We start from the raw sequence: 19,052 nt of genomic DNA, 5'->3' as shown, positions 1-19,052 counted from the left end.
TTGCTAATTGTTAAAGAACATTTGACTGAAGCGTTTCGCCTCGTCAGGGCTGCGCATTCTACGCTAGCCGGTTTGAAAGTCAACTATAATTTGCAAAGTTTTTTGTAAATTCTTAGTTACTCTCGACAGCCTTTCGATTGCTCTATTTGGCTGTTACTGATTTGGCTTATTGCCTTGTCCCTATTGGGCTAGGACGCCGTGTCAGTGGATGCGCATTATAGGGAGAAACGATTTAAGCGCAAGCCCTTTTTGTAAAAAAATGGCAATTAATTACTAATTGCCATTAAACGCTTAAAAAAGACACTAAAGTTGATGTTTTGGGGCCTTTTTTGACTTTATATCTGTTGTAAACGTGCGTATGCGGTAATAAGCCATTTAGTTCCCGCGTCATCAAAGTGCACTTGAATACGACTGTGGTCTCCACTGCCTTCATAATTTAATACAGTGCCTTCCCCGAATTTTGTATGCATAACACGTTGGCCTAAGCTAAAGCCCGTGCTTTCAAACGACTCTGAAACCGCAGCGTTAGAAAAACGGCCGTGCATGGTTGGTCTGCTAACTTGTGTTTTAAGTCGTACCTCTTCTAAACAGTCGGCAGGCAGCTCTTTAATAAAACGCGACGGACGATGAAACTTCTCTTGACCGTATAAGCGCCTACTCTCGGCATAACACATATACAGCTTCTTCATTGCTCGAGTCATGCCGACATAACATAGGCGGCGTTCTTCCTCTAATCGCCCCGGCTCTTCAGCAGATTGCTGACTAGGGAACATGCCTTCTTCAACGCCCACTAGGAACACCAACGGAAACTCAAGGCCTTTTGCCGAGTGCATGGTCATCATTTGCACTGCATCATCAAATTCATCAGCTTGCTGTTCGCCAGCTTCAAGGGCGGCATGAGTTAAAAAGGCGGTTAGGTCTGACATTTCTTCCGCTTCTTCAGGTTTCTCAAACTGTTTCGCAGCCGTAACCAGCTCTTCCAAGTTTTCTATTCTGGCTTTGCTCTTTTCGCCTTTTTCAGCCAAATACATGGATTGCAACCCAGAATGTAAGATGACCCAATCAATTTTTTCATGCAGAGGCAGGTCGATAACGTTTTGCTCTAATTCAGTCACTAAAGCAATAAAGTTACTCAATGCACCAGACGCACGACCTGCAAAGACCTTTTCTTCAAGTAGTTGCAATGTGGTTTGCCATAAGGTTTGACCGCGAGAGCGAGCAGCGCTACGCACCACCCCTAAAGTTTTGTCACCAATGCCACGAGTAGGCGTGTTAATAATGCGCTCAAAGGCGGCATCGTCTAAACGTGAATTAACAATACGCATGTACGCCAACGCGTCTTTGATTTCTTGGCGTTCAAAAAAGCGTAAGCCGCCGTAAATACGGTATGGTAATGGCGCTTGCATCAAGGCTTCTTCTATCACCCGAGACTGGGCGTTATTACGATATAAAATGGCGCAGTCTGATAAATCACCGTGCTCATCACGCCACTCTTTAATGCGCCCGACGACAAAGCGCGCTTCGTCCACTTCATTAAAGCCAGCATATAGCGAAATAAGGTCACCTTTGTCACCCTCGGTCCAAAGCTCTTTACCCATGCGCTCGCTGTTATTCGCGATTAATTGGTTTGAAGCTGACAATATATTGGCCGTAGAGCGATAGTTTTGCTCTAAACGAATGGTCTCTGCGCCTGGGTTGTCATTCAAAAAGCGTTGAATGTTCTCAATTTTTGCACCGCGCCAGCCATAAATAGATTGATCATCATCACCGACGATCATCATAAAGTTATCGCCGCTGGTCAGCAGCCTGAGCCACGCATATTGAATATTATTAGTGTCTTGAAATTCATCCACTAAAACATTACGAAAACGTTTTTGATAATGCTCTAATATGTAGGGGTTGTTTAAGAACAGTTCATGAGCACGTAACAGGATCTCAGCAAAATCCACCAAACCTGCGCGATCACAGGCATCTTGATAAGCTTGGTAAATGTTTAAAAAGGTGGCTTCTATCGGATCGCCAAAGCTGTCGATATGTTGCGGTCGAAGCCCTTCATCCTTTTTACCATTGATAAACCACTGTGCTTGTTTGGGTGGGAATGCTTTTTCGTCCAGATTCAACGCTTTGATAATACGCTTCAATAAACGGAATTGGTCATCGGAGTCGAGAACCTGAAAGTCTTCAGGTAACTTAGCGTCTTGATAATGGGTCCGTAATAACCGATGAGCCAGGCCGTGAAAGGTACCGATCCACATGCTACCCGCTCGACCACCGAGCAACTCTTCAACTCGGCCTCGCATTTCTTTGGCCGCTTTATTGGTAAAGGTAACCGCCATAATACTGTGGGCGCTGCAATGCTCAACTTGCATTAACCAAGCAATGCGATGCACTAAAACGCGGGTTTTACCACTGCCCGCGCCAGCCAAAATCAGTTTACTGGATTGTGGCGCTGCTACCGCGGCGCGTTGTTTGTCGTTCAGACCATCGATAAGCAGTTCAGGTTCCATAAAGCACTGTGTATTTGTTCAGTAGTGGCGAGATTATACCAGCTCATAACAAATACCCAAGCGCTTATGGGGGATTATTCGACTAATTGCAGCAGCTGATTGAGATTGTGTATTTCAACGTCCGGTAACGCATAAGTGTGTTGATGGTGTTTAAGGTTATGGCCTTGATCGTTAAACCAGACCGCCTGCGCGCCATTTGCTTTCGCGCCGTAAACGTCTGTCGTTAGGTGATCGCCTACGTGCAAGATGTCGGCTACCTCAATGCCGAGGTGTTTTGCGGCCACCTCAAACATATCTGGGCACGGCTTTGCTCGTAAACCATTACCGGCCTTCAGTACTAAGCTAAAGGCGGTTCCTAAACCAATGCGAACTAAGTCAACGTTGCCATTAGTAATCGCGACTATCGGCATTTTCCGGCTCAACTCTGCTAATACCTGAACACTTTGGTCCGGCACGCTAAAGTCACTGCGCACCTCAAGAAAATACTCAAAAGCCGCTTGAGCCTGAGCGCTACTATACTCTTTGGAGTGACCCAACTGCATTAACAAGTGCTCTATAGCGGCAATGCGCCAGGCGGTAACGTCTTCAACCAACTGTGGCTGCAACGCTAATACCTGCTGTTTGCATTGTTGCCACTGCTGGCTATTAAGCGCGGCTAATTGTGGATCTAAGCCTTGCAGGTAACGCAAACTCGACTGCTCAGCATTAATGATGATCGGCCGGTTATCATACAAGGTATCATCTAAATCAAAGCTCATCGCTTTGAAAGGCTTTAAACGACGGAAATATTTCATTTGTTTGTGTCTTTATCTCGTTTTGATCTGGGATGAGCGTCGTCATACACCTTGGCTAAATGTTGAAAATCAAGGTGAGTGTAGACTTGCGTAGTCGCAATATTGGCGTGGCCCAATAATTCTTGCACCGCGCGCAAGTCACCACTGGACTCAAGCATGTGGGTAGCAAATGAATGGCGCAGTTTGTGAGGGTGGACATGACTGGCGACATTTTGTTTGAGCCCCCACAGTTCCATTCTGCTTTGCACGCTTCTTACCGAAATACGTCTTTTTAGCTTAGATAAAAATAGCGCCGGTTCATCTCCGACCGCAAAGTCTGGCCGTACCGTTAGCCAGGCATTAAGGCTGTCAACGGCCTGCCTCCCTAGGGGTAACATACGCTCCTTGTTGCCTTTACCGATCACTCTGACTTGACGCTCTTGCAGCTTAATGGAGCTTAAGTCTAAGTTGACCAACTCAGCTAATCGCAATCCGGAAGAATACATCAGCTCCATGATGGCTTTGTCTCGAACCACCAAAGGATCGGTTAAGTCTAAATCTAATAGGCTTAACATTTCGTCGACGTCGAGATTTTTTGGCAAGGGGCGTCCTTGCTTAGGAGGGCTAACCCCCTTGGCAGGGTTAACTTTCATCAAGCCTTGGCGCAAACAATATTCATAGAAACTGCGCAGCGCAGAAAGCTTAGTCGCTAAGCTTGCGGGTGAAATGCCTTGCTTGTGCAACTGAGCCACTAATAAACGAACGGTTTTAGCGTCAACTTGTTGCCATTGACTGATCTGCCGCTGAGCCAACAAGTCGGCAAATTGATTTAGATGCTGGAGATAGTTTTTTTGGGTATGCACGCTAAGCTGACGCTCTGCGTGCAAATGTTGTAAAAATTGTTCAACCAGTTGTTGCATTAACCCAGCATTAGCTCTTGAGGGTTAACAAGCGAGGAATGAGTACGGCAATAAGCTGACATAACTGGTCCAATAACAAGGTGTCCATCTCTGGCACAAAATGATTGGCATTGGCACTGCCTACAGCCAACACCCCTTGGCAGCCATTTTCACCCAGCTCAATCAAAGCCACTGAGTTGACGATGGCGGCATCGCCAAAAATCGCGTTTTTGTCAGCTTGCATGATGCGGCCAAAATAATGGTCATCATTGCGAATACGGTGGGCCCTTAAACCGTCAAGGGTCGATTTATCTAAGCTGTACTCTTGATACTGCCCAGGGATTTCAAAAAACGCAGTATCTAACTTCAACGCAAACGCATTCAACTTGAGTTGATCACGGAACAGTTTACTCAACAAGCGCACCAATTGGCCCAAAGACTGCGCCGCAATCAAGTCAGGGTATAACTGACCATAGGTATTGAAGATTTTTTCATTGTGCGCCGCCATCGACATCAGCTGAGTAATTTCTTCCTCGAGCTCGCCTATTTTTTGGCGCTGACGCTGCATTTTCAACTCCACCAAAGACACGGTGCCATGGCTTTCATGAGGCAAACGCAAACCATTTAATAATTCTGGATGACGCAAGAAAAACTCTGGCGAGCTAGCCAAATACTGGGCGACTAACTCGTCGTCCAGTGCCACTTTATCGGCTGACTCGGTTGCCTTGTCGGTTGCTAGGTTTGACTCACTCATACTTGGATCTGCCCATCGAATACGTGTTCGGCGGCACCTGTCATCATCACAGGTTTACCAGGTTGCCATTCAAAGCTTAGCTTACCGCCACGTAATTCTAAGGTACATTTTGGTCCAAGTTTACCTTGTAGCTGACCAATAACCGCAGCAGCACAAGCTCCAGAGCCACACGCGAGTGTTTCTCCGGCTCCTCGTTCCCAAACACGCAGACGACCATACTCGGCATTTTGCACTTCTAAAAAGCCAACATTAACGCGCTGTGGGAAGCGTTCATGGTTTTCCAGCAAAGGGCCTAAAATTTCCACTGGTGCGGTGTCGATATCATCGACCAATACAACACAGTGTGGGTTACCCATAGACACTGCACCGCACATTATCGTGCCTTCGTCGGTCAGCATCAAATACGTTTTTTCTTCTTTGATTGCTTTGAAGGGGATCTTGCTCGGTTCAAATTCAGGCAACCCCATATTAACCGTGACATTGCCATCAGGCTCTGCGATTAACTCAATTTGACCTTTTGCAGTACTGACACCAATTCGGTTTTTATTTGTCAGCCCTTTCATGCGTACAAAACGTGCGAAACAACGTGCACCGTTACCACATTGCTCCACTTCACTGCCATCCGCGTTAAAGATACGGTAATGGAAATCTAAGTCGGGGTTGTAAGGGGGTTCCACAACCAGCAACTGGTCAAAGCCGATGCCGAAATTACGATCCGCCAAACGGCGAATCGTTTCAGTTGAAAAAAAAGCGTTTTGGGTAACGTTGTCGACCACCATAAAGTCGTTACCCAAACCGTGCATTTTAGAGAAATTAATTAACATTCAATAGGTTCCTTAGGAAGGTAAAACATTTTCACCTTTCCATAGGTCTTCATGTGTTTCCCTAGCACGCACTAAAAATGCTTGATCGCCGTCCACCACAACTTCAGCAGGACGACAGCGGCTGTTGTAGTTGGACGCCATAGTCGCGCCATAAGCACCGGCGCTGCGCACGACTAAATAGTCACCTTGTTCAATCGCTAACTCACGATCTTTTCCTAAGAAGTCACCGGTTTCACAAATAGGGCCTACCACGTCATACTCGCGAGCTGCGCGATAAACCGACTTATTGATCGGCTCAATGCGTTGCCACGCACTGTAAAGCGAAGGACGAATCAAATCATTCATCGCCGCATCAACAATGGCAAAGTTCTTGTGCTCAGTCAGCTTCAAGAATTCAACCTTAGTGACCAACACGCCCGCATTAGCCATGATTGCACGGCCCGGCTCAAACAGCAGTTTGAGTTTACGGTCGCCTAAGCGCTCTTTTAACGCTTTGGTATACTCAGCAGGCTCAGGCGGCGTTTCTTTGTCGTATGGCACACCTAACCCGCCACCTACGTCAAGGTGAGAGATTTCAATGCCCGCGGCAGTCAGCTCGTCAATCAATACCAGTAGCTTGTCGATAGCTTCGATAAAAGGCGAGATTTCAGTTAGCTGTGAACCTATGTGGCAGTCCACCCCTTTAATTTCAAGGTTATCAAGACCGTCAGCGATACGATAGATAGCAGGTGCTTTTTCAATATCGATGCCAAACTTGTTTTCTTTTAAGCCTGTAGAAATATATGGGTGCGTGCCCGCGTCAATGTTTGGATTGACGCGAATAGAAATAGGCGCTTTTTTACCCATCACAGCAGCCACTTCGTTAATGCGCAGTAACTCGGCTTCAGACTCGACGTTAAAACAATAAATGCCTGCTTCTAACGCGGTGCGAATTTCTAGCTCGGTTTTACCTACACCCGAAAACACGACCTTGCCTGGGTCACCACCGGCTTTTAACACACGCAGTAATTCACCTACCGACACAATGTCAAAGCCAGAGCCCAGCTTCGCCATAATATTCAATACGCCGAGATTAGAATTTGCTTTTACCGCATAACAAATCATGTGCGGATGGTCACCCGCCGCTTGGTCAAACGCGTTCCAGTGGCGCTCTATGGTTGCACGCGAATAAATGTACGCCGGAGTACCAGCTTGGGTAATGACGTCTTCTATCGCGATGTCTTCTGCAAAAAGGCGTCCATCTTCCTGATAATTAAAATAATCCACTCTATCACCCCAGCTTTTTATTGTTCGTTTGTGGTATTGGTTGTCGGCTCAACAGATGCCGCTGTCGCTTCGTTAGCATCAGACTCAGCTGGCTCAGGGGCCGCTTCAGCCTGTGGTTCTGGTGTAGGCAAATACAGTGGCCCTTTAATGCCACAGCCAGAAATCATTAACACTAGACCTAAAGTTAAGATCAGTTGTTTTATTAATGCCATCGAAGACTCTATGTTAATTATGTTAAGGGCACTATAATCGCATTCGTAATGATAAAAGCAATAGGGTTTGGCTATGAATGACAGTGAATTTCACCAATTAGCAGATGATTTTTACCAACTGCTCACAGAAAAAGTAGAAGTCTATGAAGATGACCTCGACTGGGAACTAAATGGCAGCGTATTGGAATTGGAGTTTGCCGATGAATCTAAGATCATCATCAACCGCCAAGAGCCTTTACATCAGATTTGGGTGGCCACCAAGTTCAATGGTCACCACTTTGAATATACTGATTCAAAGCAATGGATTGATAACCGTGAAGGCGGCGAGCTATTAAGCTTTTTGGAAGACGCGATAGAAAAGCAGTCAGGCATTCGCTTGCAGTTAACCGATGCTTAGCAGTGTTAAAATAGAGCCGCAAGGCCAAGCAGATGCCTGTGTTATTTGGCTGCATGGATTAGGCGATTCAGGCGATGGTTTTGCCCCCATAGTGCCGGTTTTACAATTGCCTGAAAACCATAAGGTGAGATTTATCTTTCCTCATGCTCCGGTGCAACCTGTAACCCTTAACCAAGGTCAGCGCATGCGTTCTTGGTATGACATAAAGTCGATGGACCCAGATAATCGTGCAGATGAAGCGGGTGTGATTGAGTCAGTGGCCGCGGTAGAGCAGCTTGTTGATGCACAAATAACAGCGGGTATTTCGCCCGAGCGCATCGTACTGGCCGGCTTTTCTCAAGGCGGCGTTGTCAGTTTGCACTTAGCTACACGGGCTAAACATCGATTTGCCGGCGTGATGGCGTTATCAACCTACATGTGCCAACCAGGTAAGTTAGCCGCGGAGCATTCGGGCAATAACTTGAACACGCCCATTTTGATGCATCACGGCAAGTTTGATGACGTTGTACCCATGAGTGCAGCTATCACGGCAAAAGACACGTTAACAGATTTGAATTATCAAGTTGAATGGCAAACTTTTGACATGGCCCACTCAGTGTGTGAACCGCAAATTCAGCAGATTAGTCGCTGGTTAGTAAAACAATTGAGTTTATAAAATCGAGGCAGCATCACCGCAACCGCGGCGATGCCCTTAATTGTTGGCGACTAAAGTCGGTGGATTGACTTGAGCATTGGGCGAACGATATGGCAGTAGCTCCAACTCCCCATTAGCATCGCTGACAATTTCATAGAATTGCGGCAAGTTAAAGTTGATCATCGATTGATCGTCTTGACGACTCGTAGCAGAAGTGTAAAAACGATTAACCCCTTGCACTAACTCTTCTTTATTGCCACTAAAGTGCTGGTATGTTTCGACACGGTTTATTTCATCCACAATGTAGATGTTGAAACCAGAGTCGTGGTTCTCAAAGAAAAATTGCACCAAACCTTCACTGGAATGAGAAGCTACGATTTCGGGGGTTTTGGTATGATGAGTTTTATCAAGTCGCAGCGGCATGCGCTGTAATTTGGTATCGGAAAGCTGACTGTAAAAGTCGATGGCATTTTCCAACTTCTTCACTGATACCCCGCGGCGTTCAAAGAACACACCAAACTTCTGCTGACCAATGAGTAATGTTTTCACCGCATGGTCACGACCCGAATCCAGTCGCGTATTGATACACTCGGTCACCAACTGTTCAAAGCGATTGCGAATCAAACCACGAAAATGCTGGGCATAACAAAATACGTCGATCCGCTCTGGCGAAGCCGCATCATTATGCATTTTGCCCAAAATGGTAGTGAGCGCTTCGATAATTTGCTCTTCACCAGAAAAATTCAAAGTGCGGATTTCATTCCAAGAGTTGCGGTATACCAGATCGATACTGCCGACTAAACACTCTTTGCTTGCGCCAAATGAGAAAACATCACTGGCATTGGCATCAAATTCAATGACCTTGTTAGCCCAGTGACAGGTAGGATCCTGTTCAAGGTTAACAAAAATACCTAAATGGCGAATTTCACACGGGCGACTCAAGGCTAAATTTGACGCATTGGCAATTTTCACTGGAAAGCTGCTCGCCAAATCGGCGCAAAACTGTTTCAAGTTTTGCTCAACCAAGTCAGAACCTTGGTTGAATAAATGCACTGTGGTGCTTGCAGTTAACAAACCATTGAAATGACTCCACGCCAACAGTTTCGATAAATATGGACTGTGCTCTAGGGAGGTGGTCCCTAAAATATCCGTAGTATCCAATGACGACTTGTACAAATACCAACCTTCAGGGTTAGAGCGAGCTTCGGGTACTTGGATTAAACTGAGGTCTTGCTCAGCTAAATCTGGAGAGATGCTCGGATTAACCAACACCACCTTACCTGGCAAACTTTCAAACGCAGCGTACAACTTACGCGACAAAATGCCGATGTCTTCAGGGTTTATCGACTCACCAATGTTATTGCGACGAGCAAAGCGAATAAGGTTACGATAGCTGACCATTAACGCTTCAAGTAACTCGCCGTGCGCAACCCGTACTTGCTCAACCTTCCAGTTTTCACGGTTATCAAGCAATTCAAACGTTTCTTGGGTCCAACCCCAATCGGCTACTACTTCTTTTAAAATGTTACGACGCCAAAGCGGTTCGTCTTCGCCAATAGGTTGCGATAAGCGGTCGCATGTTTTCATGTAAAAACACCGGCGAGCCAGTTCAAGCCGCTTCATATCTTGAGTGGCTTCAAGATACTCAGTCACTTGGTTCAACATCAACCAATACGAGTCGAGCGTTTTGTCATAAAATTCTTGCTGATGCAGGGTTTCTTTGGCTCGCAGGGAAATCAGGTGGGTATTGGGGTACGCCCAAGAGTAGGCTTCCATCAATAAGGTTTTCAATACCGCTTTATACGGACTATCAATGCCTTTATAAAGCTGCCACAAACTGGAACCAAAGTATTCTTCTGCCGGGATACGACCAAAGCCGCCGAGGTCAAGAAAGTTATCAAGATTCAGTTCATCACTGTCAACCAAACTGGCAACGTATTGCTCATAGTTATTTTCGTGCTGTGGCGGAATCATGGTCCATAGTAACGGCTTGCCAGCAATCAGCATGGCGCTGCGGTAAAACTCATCCAGTAATAACAGGTGTGAGGCGCTGCCGCAGCCTTCTTTGGTCATGTGAGCATTGTTACCCACTTTAAATTTGTTGTCGGGCACCAAAAAGAAGTTCACTTCAATGCCGCGCGTATCCGCCCATTGAGTGATCAACATACACTTGTTTTCAAGCAACAAGCGACGTTCTCGACTGAGCTCGTGCTGATGGCATACCCAGATATCTAAGTCACTGTCACAACACTGGCCAATAGATGCCGTGCTGCCCATGGTATAAAGGCCGAGAATTGTGGTTTCAGTAACCGCCGTCACGGCGTCACAGTTCGCGGTTAAACAAAGGTCGTTAACAAAGTTATGCTGCTCTTCACTGGGTTCAAAATGGGTAATACCATGAGGTACTTCACCCGAAACATAGCCAGGTAAAAGGGGGTTGTTGTAGTGCAATAGCACAGGCACCAAGTTAAAAACTTGGCGTCCTTGAGCAGGTAACGCGCTGTTGGCGTAATCTCTTCGTAAAAGGTTAAATTCTGCCGCTCTGCGCTGTAACGTATCGAACTGAGAAGACAAATGGCCCAACCTGTTGAACTCGTGTTAACCCTTCAGTGAATTGTTGACCGAAGGTTAAAACCACATAAAAAGTGTGACCATGTTAACAGTATCTATGTCGGTGGTAAATATTTCTGCTGAATTAGTACTCAACATCATAAAAATTTAAGCTTTTTTGTAGCCATAAACCCATACCTCAGCAACGAATATAGGGATTTTTTTATTGGATTTAGCACCTTGTGAAAGTAAATTAAGTTAAGATAAAGTCAGACTAATTCCCCCTGTTTTTGGAGCCCAAATGAGCCAACCTGTTATCCGCATAGCTACCCGCAAAAGCCCCCTCGCGATGTGGCAAGCCCACTATGTGAAAGACGCTTTGGAACAGGCCCACCCGGGCATCACTGTTGAGCTATTGCCATTTGTTACAAAAGGCGACGTCATCTTGGATACTCCGCTCGCTAAAGTGGGGGGGAAAGGTTTATTTGTTAAAGAACTCGAAGTGGCCATGTTAGAGGGTAAAGCTGACATCGCGGTACACTCGATGAAAGACGTGCCAATGGAGTTTCCCGAAGGTTTAGGACTGGTGACCATTTGTGAACGAGAAGATCCCAGAGACGCGTTTGTTTCAAATAACTACCAAAACTTGGACCAATTACCTGACGGCGCGGTTGTCGGTACGTCCAGTTTGCGTCGCCAGTGTCAATTAAAAGCCAAGTATCCGCAGCTTGTCGTCAAAGATTTACGCGGCAACGTGAATACCCGTTTGCGTAAGCTCGATGAAGGCGAATACGATGCCATCATACTCGCAGCGGCAGGTCTACTGCGCCTCGAAATGGCCGAGCGAATTGCTAACTACCTCGCCCCTGAGCTGAGCTTACCTGCTGTTGGTCAAGGTGCGGTAGGTATCGAGTGCCGTTTGGATGATGAGGTAACAAAAGCGTTGTTAGCGCCACTTAATCACCCAGAAACAGCCATTCGAGTGCAAGCAGAGCGCGCGGTGAACAATACCTTAGAAGGGGGTTGTCAGGTTCCTATCGGCAGTTATGCTGAATTAGAAGGTGACAATATTTATCTTCGCGCCCTCGTCGGTGCTCCCGACGGCAGTAAAATGTTATTTCGCGAAGTGAGAGGCGCCCAAGCTAACGCCCAACAACTCGGTGAAGCATTAGCCAATGGTTTACTTGATGACGGTGCGCGCGAAATTTTGCAGCAAGTCTACGCCAATGGCGACAGCTAATATTCTGGTGACCCGGCCGCAGCCACACGGTGCTGCGCTGGCGAACTATTTACGACAACAAGGTCATCAAGTGACCTGTTTTCCATTATTGGCGATCAGCGAAAACCCGGCTATTTGCGAGCTCAGTTCAGCCCTTACCGCCCCCCCAGATATCATTATCGCCATTAGCGATGCCGCGGTCACTTTCAGCCATCAATATCTGCACCAGCAAGGCTTAAACTGGCCATCCCAGGCGCAATATTTAGCCGTTGGCCAACGCACGGCTGCAACGTGGTATCAATTAGCAGGTGTCAGCGCGCTCCACCCTGCCCATTCAGATTCTGAAAACCTATTAGCTTTGCCACAATTAAACCCAGTATCCAATGCCAGAGTGCTAATATTAAAGGGAAATGGGGGCCGGCCTCTGATTGAAGCATGCTTAACAGCACGCGGTGCTGAGGTAACCTGTGTGGAGTGCTATTTACGTCAAAGCGTGACTTTAGAACCTGCAATTAGCTTTGCTAAATGGCAAGACAATGAAATTAATAGTGTTATTATCACAAGTGGCGAGATGTTAACGAGCTTGATGTCGCAAGTTCCCAGCGAATATTTAGAATGGATGCAGCGATTAACATTGATCGTCGCCAGCCAGCGTATTAAAGCAATTGCCTCATCAGCTGGCTTTAACAACATTTGGGTTGCCGATGGCGCTAGCCACCAAGCGCTGAGCCATTGCATTAAACAATCTTTACAATAGGACAGGTGTCAATGACTGCCAAAAACAGTAATTCAAATAAATCCAAAAATACACCTTCTCAAACCTCTAGCGACAAACCAGAGGACAACAAAGGCGCGACAGACAAAAAAGCGCAAGCCAGCAATAACACGCCGGCAAAAAAAGAAGTAAAAGCCGAAACTGCTTCGCCGCAAAAGCCGACAGCGAAAACGCCCCCTCCTTCAACAGCTAGCCAAGCAACAACAGCTAAGCAAGGGGCAAAAGGCGCGACGGCATTAGCAGTCATCGCCATCATACTTGCCGGCGGTTCAGCATTTGCACTATACAAACAAGGTCAAACACAACACCAGCAACAAGCACAGGTTATTGAAGGCCTTGAAAATAAACTGGTGGCTCAGCTATCACAGCAACAAAATGAAGCAGCTCAAGCACAAAGCGAACAAATCACTCTATTGCAGCAGCAGTTATTAGAAAGCCAAACCCTGAACACCAGTATGCAAGAGCGCATTAATCAGCAAGGGTTGAGCGATGAAAGCTTCAACGAAGAGTTAAAAACCCTGCAGCGCAATGTCGCCGAGATGACCGTCAGACACCCTAGCGACTGGATGCTATCAGAAGCCGAATACTTGATGCGCATGGCAGGCCGTAAGCTCTGGTTAGAGCACGATATCAACACCGCCATATCGCTATTGAACGCGGCTGACCAACGCATTTCTGAACTGGGCGACGCCAGTTTAAATCCGCTGCGCCGCGCCATTATTGATGATATTACGACCCTAGAAGCCCTACCGAGAATAGATAAAGATGGCTTAGTGATGAAGCTCGCAAGCTTAGAGCAAACTATCGACGAGCTAAATTTAGCCGGGGTGAACTTACCCGAAGCATTAGAAGAAAAGAACTACAATCTAAGCTCTGACGTCGCTGACTGGCGTGAAAACTTAAGTAAATCAATGCACTCTTTCCTAGAAAGTTTCGTCACTATTACTAAGCGAGACGGCAAAGTGGAAGCGCTGCTGGCGCCGGAGCAATCTTGGTACCTGAAAGAAAACATCAAAAGCCAATTGGTCAAAGCTCAGATCGCGGTTTATCGTGAACAGCAGGCCATTTACAGTGAATCCCTCGAGAAATCAATCGAGTGGATCCAGCACTACTATAACATTGAAGACGCGGCCACTAAGCAGTTTATTGCTACCCTGACCAACTTGAGCAAAAAAGACATTACGGTGAATTACCCTGACCAACTTCGCGCGAAACCTATGCTTGAAAATGTCATAGAAAAGCGTGTTCGAAAAAGCTTAGCGCCAATGAGCCCGCCAGGACAAAGCAAGCCAACCACACAGGAGCAAGACTATGATTAAAGTATTGTTGCTGGTAGCCATTATTATTGCAGGTTTGGTGTTTGGACCCGATCTGGCAGGTAACAAAGGCTACATTCTCATCTCTATGGGTGAGTACACCATAGAAACCACGGTAACCAAAGGCTTACTGTTAACCCTTATCTTTTATATCGTGTTGGTCGGCCTAGAGTGGCTTTTTCATAAAGTGATTGGCGTGAGCCGAAATTCTCTCGGCTGGTTTAGCCATCGCCGCCATAAAAAAGCCCGCCAAGACACCTATGCGGGGATGTTGGCATTAGCAGAAGGCCATTATGACGACGCAGAAAAGCTGACGGCCAAATCGGCTAAACACAGCGACACACCGTTACTTAACTACCTTACTGCAGCAGAGGCCGCACATGAGCGCGGCGATACGCAAAAGCGCGATGATTACTTGAAACAAGCTAATGAGAACCAAGAGCATCAGTTTGCTGTTGGTTTAACTCAAGCACGCTTATCGTTGCAACAAGGCTTGTATGAAGAAGCCTACGCCGACTTAAAGCGCTTGCATCAACAGCAACCCAAACACCATAAAGTCACACGTTTATTAGCCGAAGTAATGCAGCAACTGCAACAATGGCAAGAGCTACTGGTGTTATTCCCTGCGCTACGTAAAGCCAGCGAACAAACCAGCGAAACGTTAGACCAACTGGAAGTGACGGCGCAAGCTGGCGCTTTAGCTCAAGTGGCAAGTGCAGAAGGCAGCCAAGGCTTGCAAGTCTACTGGAATAAACTATCACGAAAATTAAAGGCCGAACCACAGCTTATTTGCCAAGTAGCCACCCTGCTGAATCAACAACAAGACTCCGTTGCTGGCGCAAGCATCTTAGTGAATAGCATCAAAAAAGATGCTCAGGAAGACGTGCTGCGTTGTATTGGCGAGTTAAACTTTGAAGATCCTGCACCTTTGTTACAAGGCCTGAAGAACTTATCCCGTAAAGAAGGGAATAACGCCTTGTTATGGGCAACCTACGGCAAATTGCTGCAACAATCTGGGCAGACAGACGAGGCGATAAGTGCCTTTGATAAATCTTTGGCGATTAATCATACCCCTGCGATTTGCTTCCAACTGGCTGAGCTCTATCAGCAACAAGGGCAAACTAATAAAGCCAATGACCTTTACAAGTCAGGGTTGAGCTTAGCCGTCAGCTAAGAGCAGGTCATTCCCTGGCAGCCTCACAAATAAAGCAGAGTAAACGCTAAGCTTACTCTGCTTGTTGCAACAGCTCTAATAACAAGTCGTAAGCTTGTTCAAATTCAAAGTCATCAATTAGCTCATCCACTTGTTGCTTACCAGTAGGATCTAACTCGGTTAAATGAGGGGCTAACGCTTGCCATGTCGTTTGCGCAGAGCCTGATGACGTCTCTAGCAATGAGAGCACTTGCTCAAGCTCTTGCTCAATCTCAGACTGCGACAACTTGGCTATCTCAGCTTCTGGCGCAGCATGCTCTTGATGTTGCTGGAGCCAATAACTGAGCTGTAACATGATGGTTTCAAAGTCAGCAGAAAATTGTTCATCCAACTCGAAATGCTGTTGAGCTTGTTGAATAGCTTGTTCTTCTCGCTGACTAATTTGATGTAAGCGAGTCAGCCCCATATTACCAGCAGAGCCTTTTAAACCGTGCAATAAGCGATGGCATTCGGCTTTATCTTGCTGCTTTACCGTTTCTTGTAACAAACTCAAGTCTTGCTCATGGCAGCGTACAAACTCAGCAAGCAACTCAATGAGCAATGCTTGGTTGCCCATTAGGCGTTTTAGCACGCTGTCTATATCCACCCAAGGGGGCGGTTCACGCCAATGGTCTTGACTAGGTTCAGCACTAGACTTAGGTTGCGTCAAAGCAGGCTCGAGCACCAATTCATCATCAGATTCGGGCTGCTTCGCCGGGTGCAACCAGTGCGCGAGCACCCGGTACAAGGCATCGGGGTCGATAGGCTTGCTAATATAATCATTCATGCCTTGCGCCAGGCACTTTTCTTTATCCCCAGACATGGCATTCGCCGTCATCGCCACGATGGGCAGCTGAGTATCCGTGGCACGAATGGTGCGAGTGGCTTGATAACCGTCCATCTCGGGCATCTGAATATCCATGAGCACTAGATCGAAACGTTGCTGGCCTATCCTCTCTACAGCCAGCGCACCATTGCTCACCACTTCAATGTCCAGCCCTAACCCAGTCACCATTTCTCGCGCCACTTGTTGATTAACAATGTTGTCTTCTGCTAGTAATACTCGGCCACGAAGCAAAGCGTGATGGTCTGTTGTGCGAGAAGGTAACTGAAAATGCTCCCCCAACAACAAGGCGTGCAAGGTATTAAACAAAGCATCTTGGTTGATAGGTTTGGTAATGAAGTTCGCAATATTGGTGCCGCTGGCTTGCTGAATCGCTTCTTCACGCCCAAACGCAGTCACCATCACAATCGCCGGCAATGCTTCAGCTTGGGCTGACGTAGATAAGCGTTTACACGTATCTATGCCGTCGAGACCAGGCATTTTCCAGTCCATTAGAATAAGGTCGTATTGGGTGCAATGAGGCTGCTGTAAATGCTCAATCGCCGCTAACCCCGAGGTGAGCGTGCTCACTTCTACGCCGAAATGTTGCAGCATTTCGGTAAAGATAACCCGGGCAGACTCATTATCGTCCACCAATAATACTTTTTTGCCAACCAAAGCATCCTGTTGTGGCTTCATTTTTGGCTGTAGGTCGATGTCAAAGTCGATGTAAAAACTGAACGTGCTGCCCTGCTCGATGATACTGGCAACCCAAATATCACCACCCATTTGCTGCACCAATTGCTTACTAATGGCCAAACCTAAACCTGTGCCACCATATTTACGGGTAGTAGACGCGTCAACCTGAGTAAAAGACGCAAACAAATTAGCAGCCTGCTCTTGGGTTAAACCTATGCCGGTATCTTTAACCGCAAACACCAATCGAGCTTGCTGATTATTGATGGGCTTATGGCTCACCTTAATCACCACCTCGCCTTGATGGGTAAACTTCACTGCGTTACCGGTAAGGTTGGTCAAAATTTGAGTTAAACGCAGCGGATCGCCCAGCAAGTGCATCGGCACCTCTGGCTCACAATGCACCAGCAGCTCTAACCCTTTTTCCTCGGCTAAGGTACTCGAAAGCGCGGAGACTTCCTCCAACACGTTGGCCAATTCAAATGGCACATTCTCTAATTCAAGCTTGCCAGCTTCTATCTTAGAAAAATCCAAAATATCGTTAATGATACCCAGCAAATTACGAGAGGAAGCTTTAATTTTATTGAGATAATCTTGCTGCGATTCGTCAAGTTCCGTTTTTAATGCCAAATGGCTTAAGCCAATGATGGCATTCATCGGCGTCCGTATTTCATGGCTCATATTGGCCAAGAAATCGCTTTTATATTGGTTAGCTTGCTCCGCTTCCGATTTCGCGGTTTCAAGGGCAAGAATCGCGCTGTCAGTCTCTTGACGAGCCAACTCCAGCTCGACGACCCGTTTTTCGAGTTGCTGCTCAGCGGCTTTGCGGTCACTGATATCATACAACCACAACAATAAACCTTGTTGATTGGCTTGCACTAATCGGTCTACCGACATAATGGCCCAAAATAACTCGCCTTTGCTGTCTTTTAACTGCACCTCTCGCGGCCGCACCCGCCCAGTGGCTTGATATTCCGCTAAGTAACTGAGGCGCTCGTCTTCGTCGGCCCAGCGCGAACGGTGGGAATCTGCGCCTAATAAAAACGATACGTCAGATCCCAGCAAACCATACAATTGCGAGTTAGCATACAACAAGCTACCGTCTTCTTGGTGCATGATCCCCGCCCCAATCGGACTAATATCTAACACATGGCGCAATCTGGCTTCGTTTTCTCTTAGTGCGCGCTCCATATTCTTGCGCTCAGATATATCCGCTGCGGTGCCACACACGCCATTCACTTGGCCATCATCATCAAACAGAGCAAACCGGCTGCGTAAAAAGGTAAATGATTGGCCGTGTAATTCAATTTCCACTTCCAATTCGTCGCTGTGGAGCGAAGCTTGAATGTCCTTATCGCCTAAGAAAAACAACTTTACCTTGGGATCGGTGAATGCTTCATCAGCCGTTTTCCCGATCACTTGCGAGGACTCTAATTGAAACAAACGCTCGAAGCTGCGGTTAACAAAAACAAAGCGGTTATCTTGGTCTTTCAGATAAAAAATAGCGGTCGCGTTATTTAAAATAGCTTGGGTTTTTACGTCCCCTTCTCGGATCCGTCGCTCATCCTTCTCACGCTGTACTATCAACTCGTTATAGGCGCTGATAACTTGGCCTAACTCATCGTTGGAGTGCCAGCTGACCGCTTTAATATCTTTACCTTCGGCCATGCTGTGAATCGAATACAATAATTTTTTGAGAGGGATCCCCAGCATTCGATGGGTACTAAGCAATGACACCACAGCAATAAAGACAATAAAAACCAATAACATGGCAATATCAGACCAGATTCTTCCCAAGCTATTTTGGCGAATCTTGTCATCCAAGAAAACAACCTTGAGTGAGCCCATCACCAATGAGTCTTTACCATATTGATACCGAATATGCTTACTGATGCTAATGCTGTTAACCGCCTGTTCAGCGCTCACAGGCTCCCCTTGCTCTAGCAATACCTGATTTAATTCGTCGGTAAGAATTGCGTGAGCAAAAGCGTCGTCATTGGCAATAAAGTTAAGGGCGACGGCTAAAGCATCATTATCCAAATTCCATAAATGAGTCCCTAAAGCATCTGACTGGACTGACACCAATTGATCGAGGTGGCGATAGAGTGACTCACGCTCTTTGCTGAAGTGGCGATACTCCAGAGTAGCAAACATCAAAGACAAGCCCACCGTGGCGGTGGCGATAAAAATCAGCAGCATTTTGGCTGCTAAGGAA

Annotated in this window: 15 protein-coding genes; 6 read left to right on the top strand and 9 right to left on the bottom strand. The window is 46.7% G+C overall.

The window, feature by feature from the left end:
• Nucleotides 1-335: 335 nt before the first annotated feature.
• The 7 genes from uvrD to lptM form a co-directional block, all read right to left on the bottom strand.
• Nucleotides 336-2,507, bottom strand: coding sequence for a DNA helicase II (uvrD, locus tag D1Z90_RS15830; protein ID WP_119911764.1), 2,172 nt, complete (start codon nt 2,505-2,507; stop codon nt 336-338).
• Nucleotides 2,508-2,581: 74 nt separating this feature from the next.
• Nucleotides 2,582-3,301, bottom strand: a complete 720-nt coding sequence (yigB, locus tag D1Z90_RS15825; protein ID WP_119911763.1) for a 5-amino-6-(5-phospho-D-ribitylamino)uracil phosphatase YigB — start codon at nt 3,299-3,301, stop codon at nt 2,582-2,584.
• Complete coding sequence (gene xerC, locus D1Z90_RS15820; protein WP_119911762.1) at nt 3,298-4,200, bottom strand: tyrosine recombinase XerC; 903 nt, start codon at nt 4,198-4,200, stop codon at nt 3,298-3,300. Before xerC ends, yigB begins: the two co-directional genes overlap by 4 nt.
• A 10-nt stretch (nt 4,201-4,210) precedes the next feature.
• Nucleotides 4,211-4,933 carry a DUF484 family protein gene (locus tag D1Z90_RS15815; RefSeq protein ID WP_119911761.1) on the bottom strand — a complete coding sequence of 241 codons (723 nt, stop codon included), beginning with the start codon at nt 4,931-4,933 and terminating at the stop codon, nt 4,211-4,213.
• Nucleotides 4,930-5,757: a diaminopimelate epimerase gene (gene dapF / locus D1Z90_RS15810; protein WP_119911760.1), complete on the bottom strand. Its 828-nt coding sequence runs from the start codon at nt 5,755-5,757 to the stop codon at nt 4,930-4,932. Before dapF ends, D1Z90_RS15815 begins: the two co-directional genes overlap by 4 nt.
• Nucleotides 5,758-5,769: 12 nt before the next feature.
• A complete protein-coding gene (gene lysA / locus D1Z90_RS15805) occupies nt 5,770-7,023 on the bottom strand; it encodes a diaminopimelate decarboxylase (protein ID WP_119911759.1) in 1,254 nt (417 codons plus the stop codon).
• A gap of 17 nt (nt 7,024-7,040) precedes the next feature.
• Nucleotides 7,041-7,235, bottom strand: coding sequence for an LPS translocon maturation chaperone LptM (lptM, locus tag D1Z90_RS15800; RefSeq protein ID WP_119911758.1), 195 nt, complete (start codon nt 7,233-7,235; stop codon nt 7,041-7,043).
• 67 nt (nt 7,236-7,302) lie between these two features.
• On the opposite strand from lptM, the gene cyaY reads away from it, so the two are divergent.
• Entirely contained in the window at nt 7,303-7,632 is a 330-nt protein-coding gene (gene cyaY / locus D1Z90_RS15795) for an iron donor protein CyaY (protein ID WP_119911757.1), read from the top strand.
• The gene (locus tag D1Z90_RS15790; RefSeq protein ID WP_119911756.1) at nt 7,625-8,287 is read left to right on the top strand and encodes an alpha/beta hydrolase; all 663 of its coding nucleotides are present in this window, start codon (nt 7,625-7,627) and stop codon (nt 8,285-8,287) included. The genes cyaY and D1Z90_RS15790 overlap by 8 nt, the downstream gene beginning before the upstream one ends.
• 36 nt (nt 8,288-8,323) lie before the next feature.
• Here D1Z90_RS15790 and D1Z90_RS15785 read toward each other — a convergent pair whose 3' ends face one another.
• Nucleotides 8,324-10,840, bottom strand: a complete 2,517-nt coding sequence (locus tag D1Z90_RS15785; protein WP_119911755.1) for a class I adenylate cyclase — start codon at nt 10,838-10,840, stop codon at nt 8,324-8,326.
• A 277-nt stretch (nt 10,841-11,117) separates the two neighbouring features.
• Between D1Z90_RS15785 and hemC the strand changes: the two genes are divergently transcribed.
• Genes hemC through D1Z90_RS15765 form a run of 4 tightly spaced genes read left to right on the top strand, consistent with a single transcriptional unit; the run spans nt 11,118 to nt 15,300 of the window.
• A complete protein-coding gene (gene hemC / locus D1Z90_RS15780) occupies nt 11,118-12,056 on the top strand; it encodes a hydroxymethylbilane synthase (protein ID WP_119911754.1) in 939 nt (312 codons plus the stop codon).
• The gene (locus D1Z90_RS15775) at nt 12,043-12,792 is read left to right on the top strand and encodes a uroporphyrinogen-III synthase (protein WP_158587164.1); all 750 of its coding nucleotides are present in this window, start codon (nt 12,043-12,045) and stop codon (nt 12,790-12,792) included. The genes hemC and D1Z90_RS15775 overlap by 14 nt, the downstream gene beginning before the upstream one ends.
• Nucleotides 12,793-12,803: 11 nt before the next feature.
• The gene (locus D1Z90_RS15770; protein WP_119911752.1) at nt 12,804-14,129 is read left to right on the top strand and encodes a uroporphyrinogen-III C-methyltransferase; all 1,326 of its coding nucleotides are present in this window, start codon (nt 12,804-12,806) and stop codon (nt 14,127-14,129) included.
• Complete coding sequence (locus tag D1Z90_RS15765) at nt 14,122-15,300, top strand: heme biosynthesis HemY N-terminal domain-containing protein (RefSeq protein ID WP_119911751.1); 1,179 nt, start codon at nt 14,122-14,124, stop codon at nt 15,298-15,300. The genes D1Z90_RS15770 and D1Z90_RS15765 overlap by 8 nt, the downstream gene beginning before the upstream one ends.
• A 52-nt stretch (nt 15,301-15,352) precedes the next feature.
• Here D1Z90_RS15765 and D1Z90_RS15760 read toward each other — a convergent pair whose 3' ends face one another.
• A complete protein-coding gene (locus D1Z90_RS15760; RefSeq protein WP_158587163.1) occupies nt 15,353-19,036 on the bottom strand; it encodes a PAS domain-containing hybrid sensor histidine kinase/response regulator in 3,684 nt (1,227 codons plus the stop codon).
• Between the last annotated feature and the right edge of the window lie 16 nt (nt 19,037-19,052).

The organism is Motilimonas pumila (assembly GCF_003596335.1).
GTDB classification, from domain to species: Bacteria; Pseudomonadota; Gammaproteobacteria; order Enterobacterales; family CBDFNC01; genus Motilimonas; species Motilimonas pumila.
This window is presented reverse-complemented; position numbering and strand designations above follow the sequence as displayed.

Excerpts from the sequence above, each read along its gene's own strand:
- dapF (WP_119911760.1), bottom strand. The coding sequence starts at position 5,757 with ATGTTAATTAATTTCTCTAAAATGCACGGTTTGGGTAACGACTTTATG.
- lptM (WP_119911758.1), bottom strand. The coding sequence starts at position 7,235 with ATGGCATTAATAAAACAACTGATCTTAACTTTAGGTCTAGTGTTAATG.
- D1Z90_RS15775 (WP_158587164.1), top strand. The coding sequence starts at position 12,043 with ATGGCGACAGCTAATATTCTGGTGACCCGGCCGCAGCCACACGGTGCT.
- D1Z90_RS15790 (WP_119911756.1), top strand. The coding sequence starts at position 7,625 with ATGCTTAGCAGTGTTAAAATAGAGCCGCAAGGCCAAGCAGATGCCTGT.
- D1Z90_RS15770 (WP_119911752.1), top strand. The coding sequence starts at position 12,804 with ATGACTGCCAAAAACAGTAATTCAAATAAATCCAAAAATACACCTTCT.
- D1Z90_RS15760 (WP_158587163.1), bottom strand. The coding sequence starts at position 19,036 with ATGCTGCTGATTTTTATCGCCACCGCCACGGTGGGCTTGTCTTTGATG.
- yigB (WP_119911763.1), bottom strand. The coding sequence starts at position 3,301 with ATGAAATATTTCCGTCGTTTAAAGCCTTTCAAAGCGATGAGCTTTGAT.
- uvrD (WP_119911764.1), bottom strand. The coding sequence starts at position 2,507 with ATGGAACCTGAACTGCTTATCGATGGTCTGAACGACAAACAACGCGCC.
- D1Z90_RS15765 (WP_119911751.1), top strand. The coding sequence starts at position 14,122 with ATGATTAAAGTATTGTTGCTGGTAGCCATTATTATTGCAGGTTTGGTG.
- D1Z90_RS15815 (WP_119911761.1), bottom strand. The coding sequence starts at position 4,933 with ATGAGTGAGTCAAACCTAGCAACCGACAAGGCAACCGAGTCAGCCGAT.
- hemC (WP_119911754.1), top strand. The coding sequence starts at position 11,118 with ATGAGCCAACCTGTTATCCGCATAGCTACCCGCAAAAGCCCCCTCGCG.
- xerC (WP_119911762.1), bottom strand. The coding sequence starts at position 4,200 with ATGCAACAACTGGTTGAACAATTTTTACAACATTTGCACGCAGAGCGT.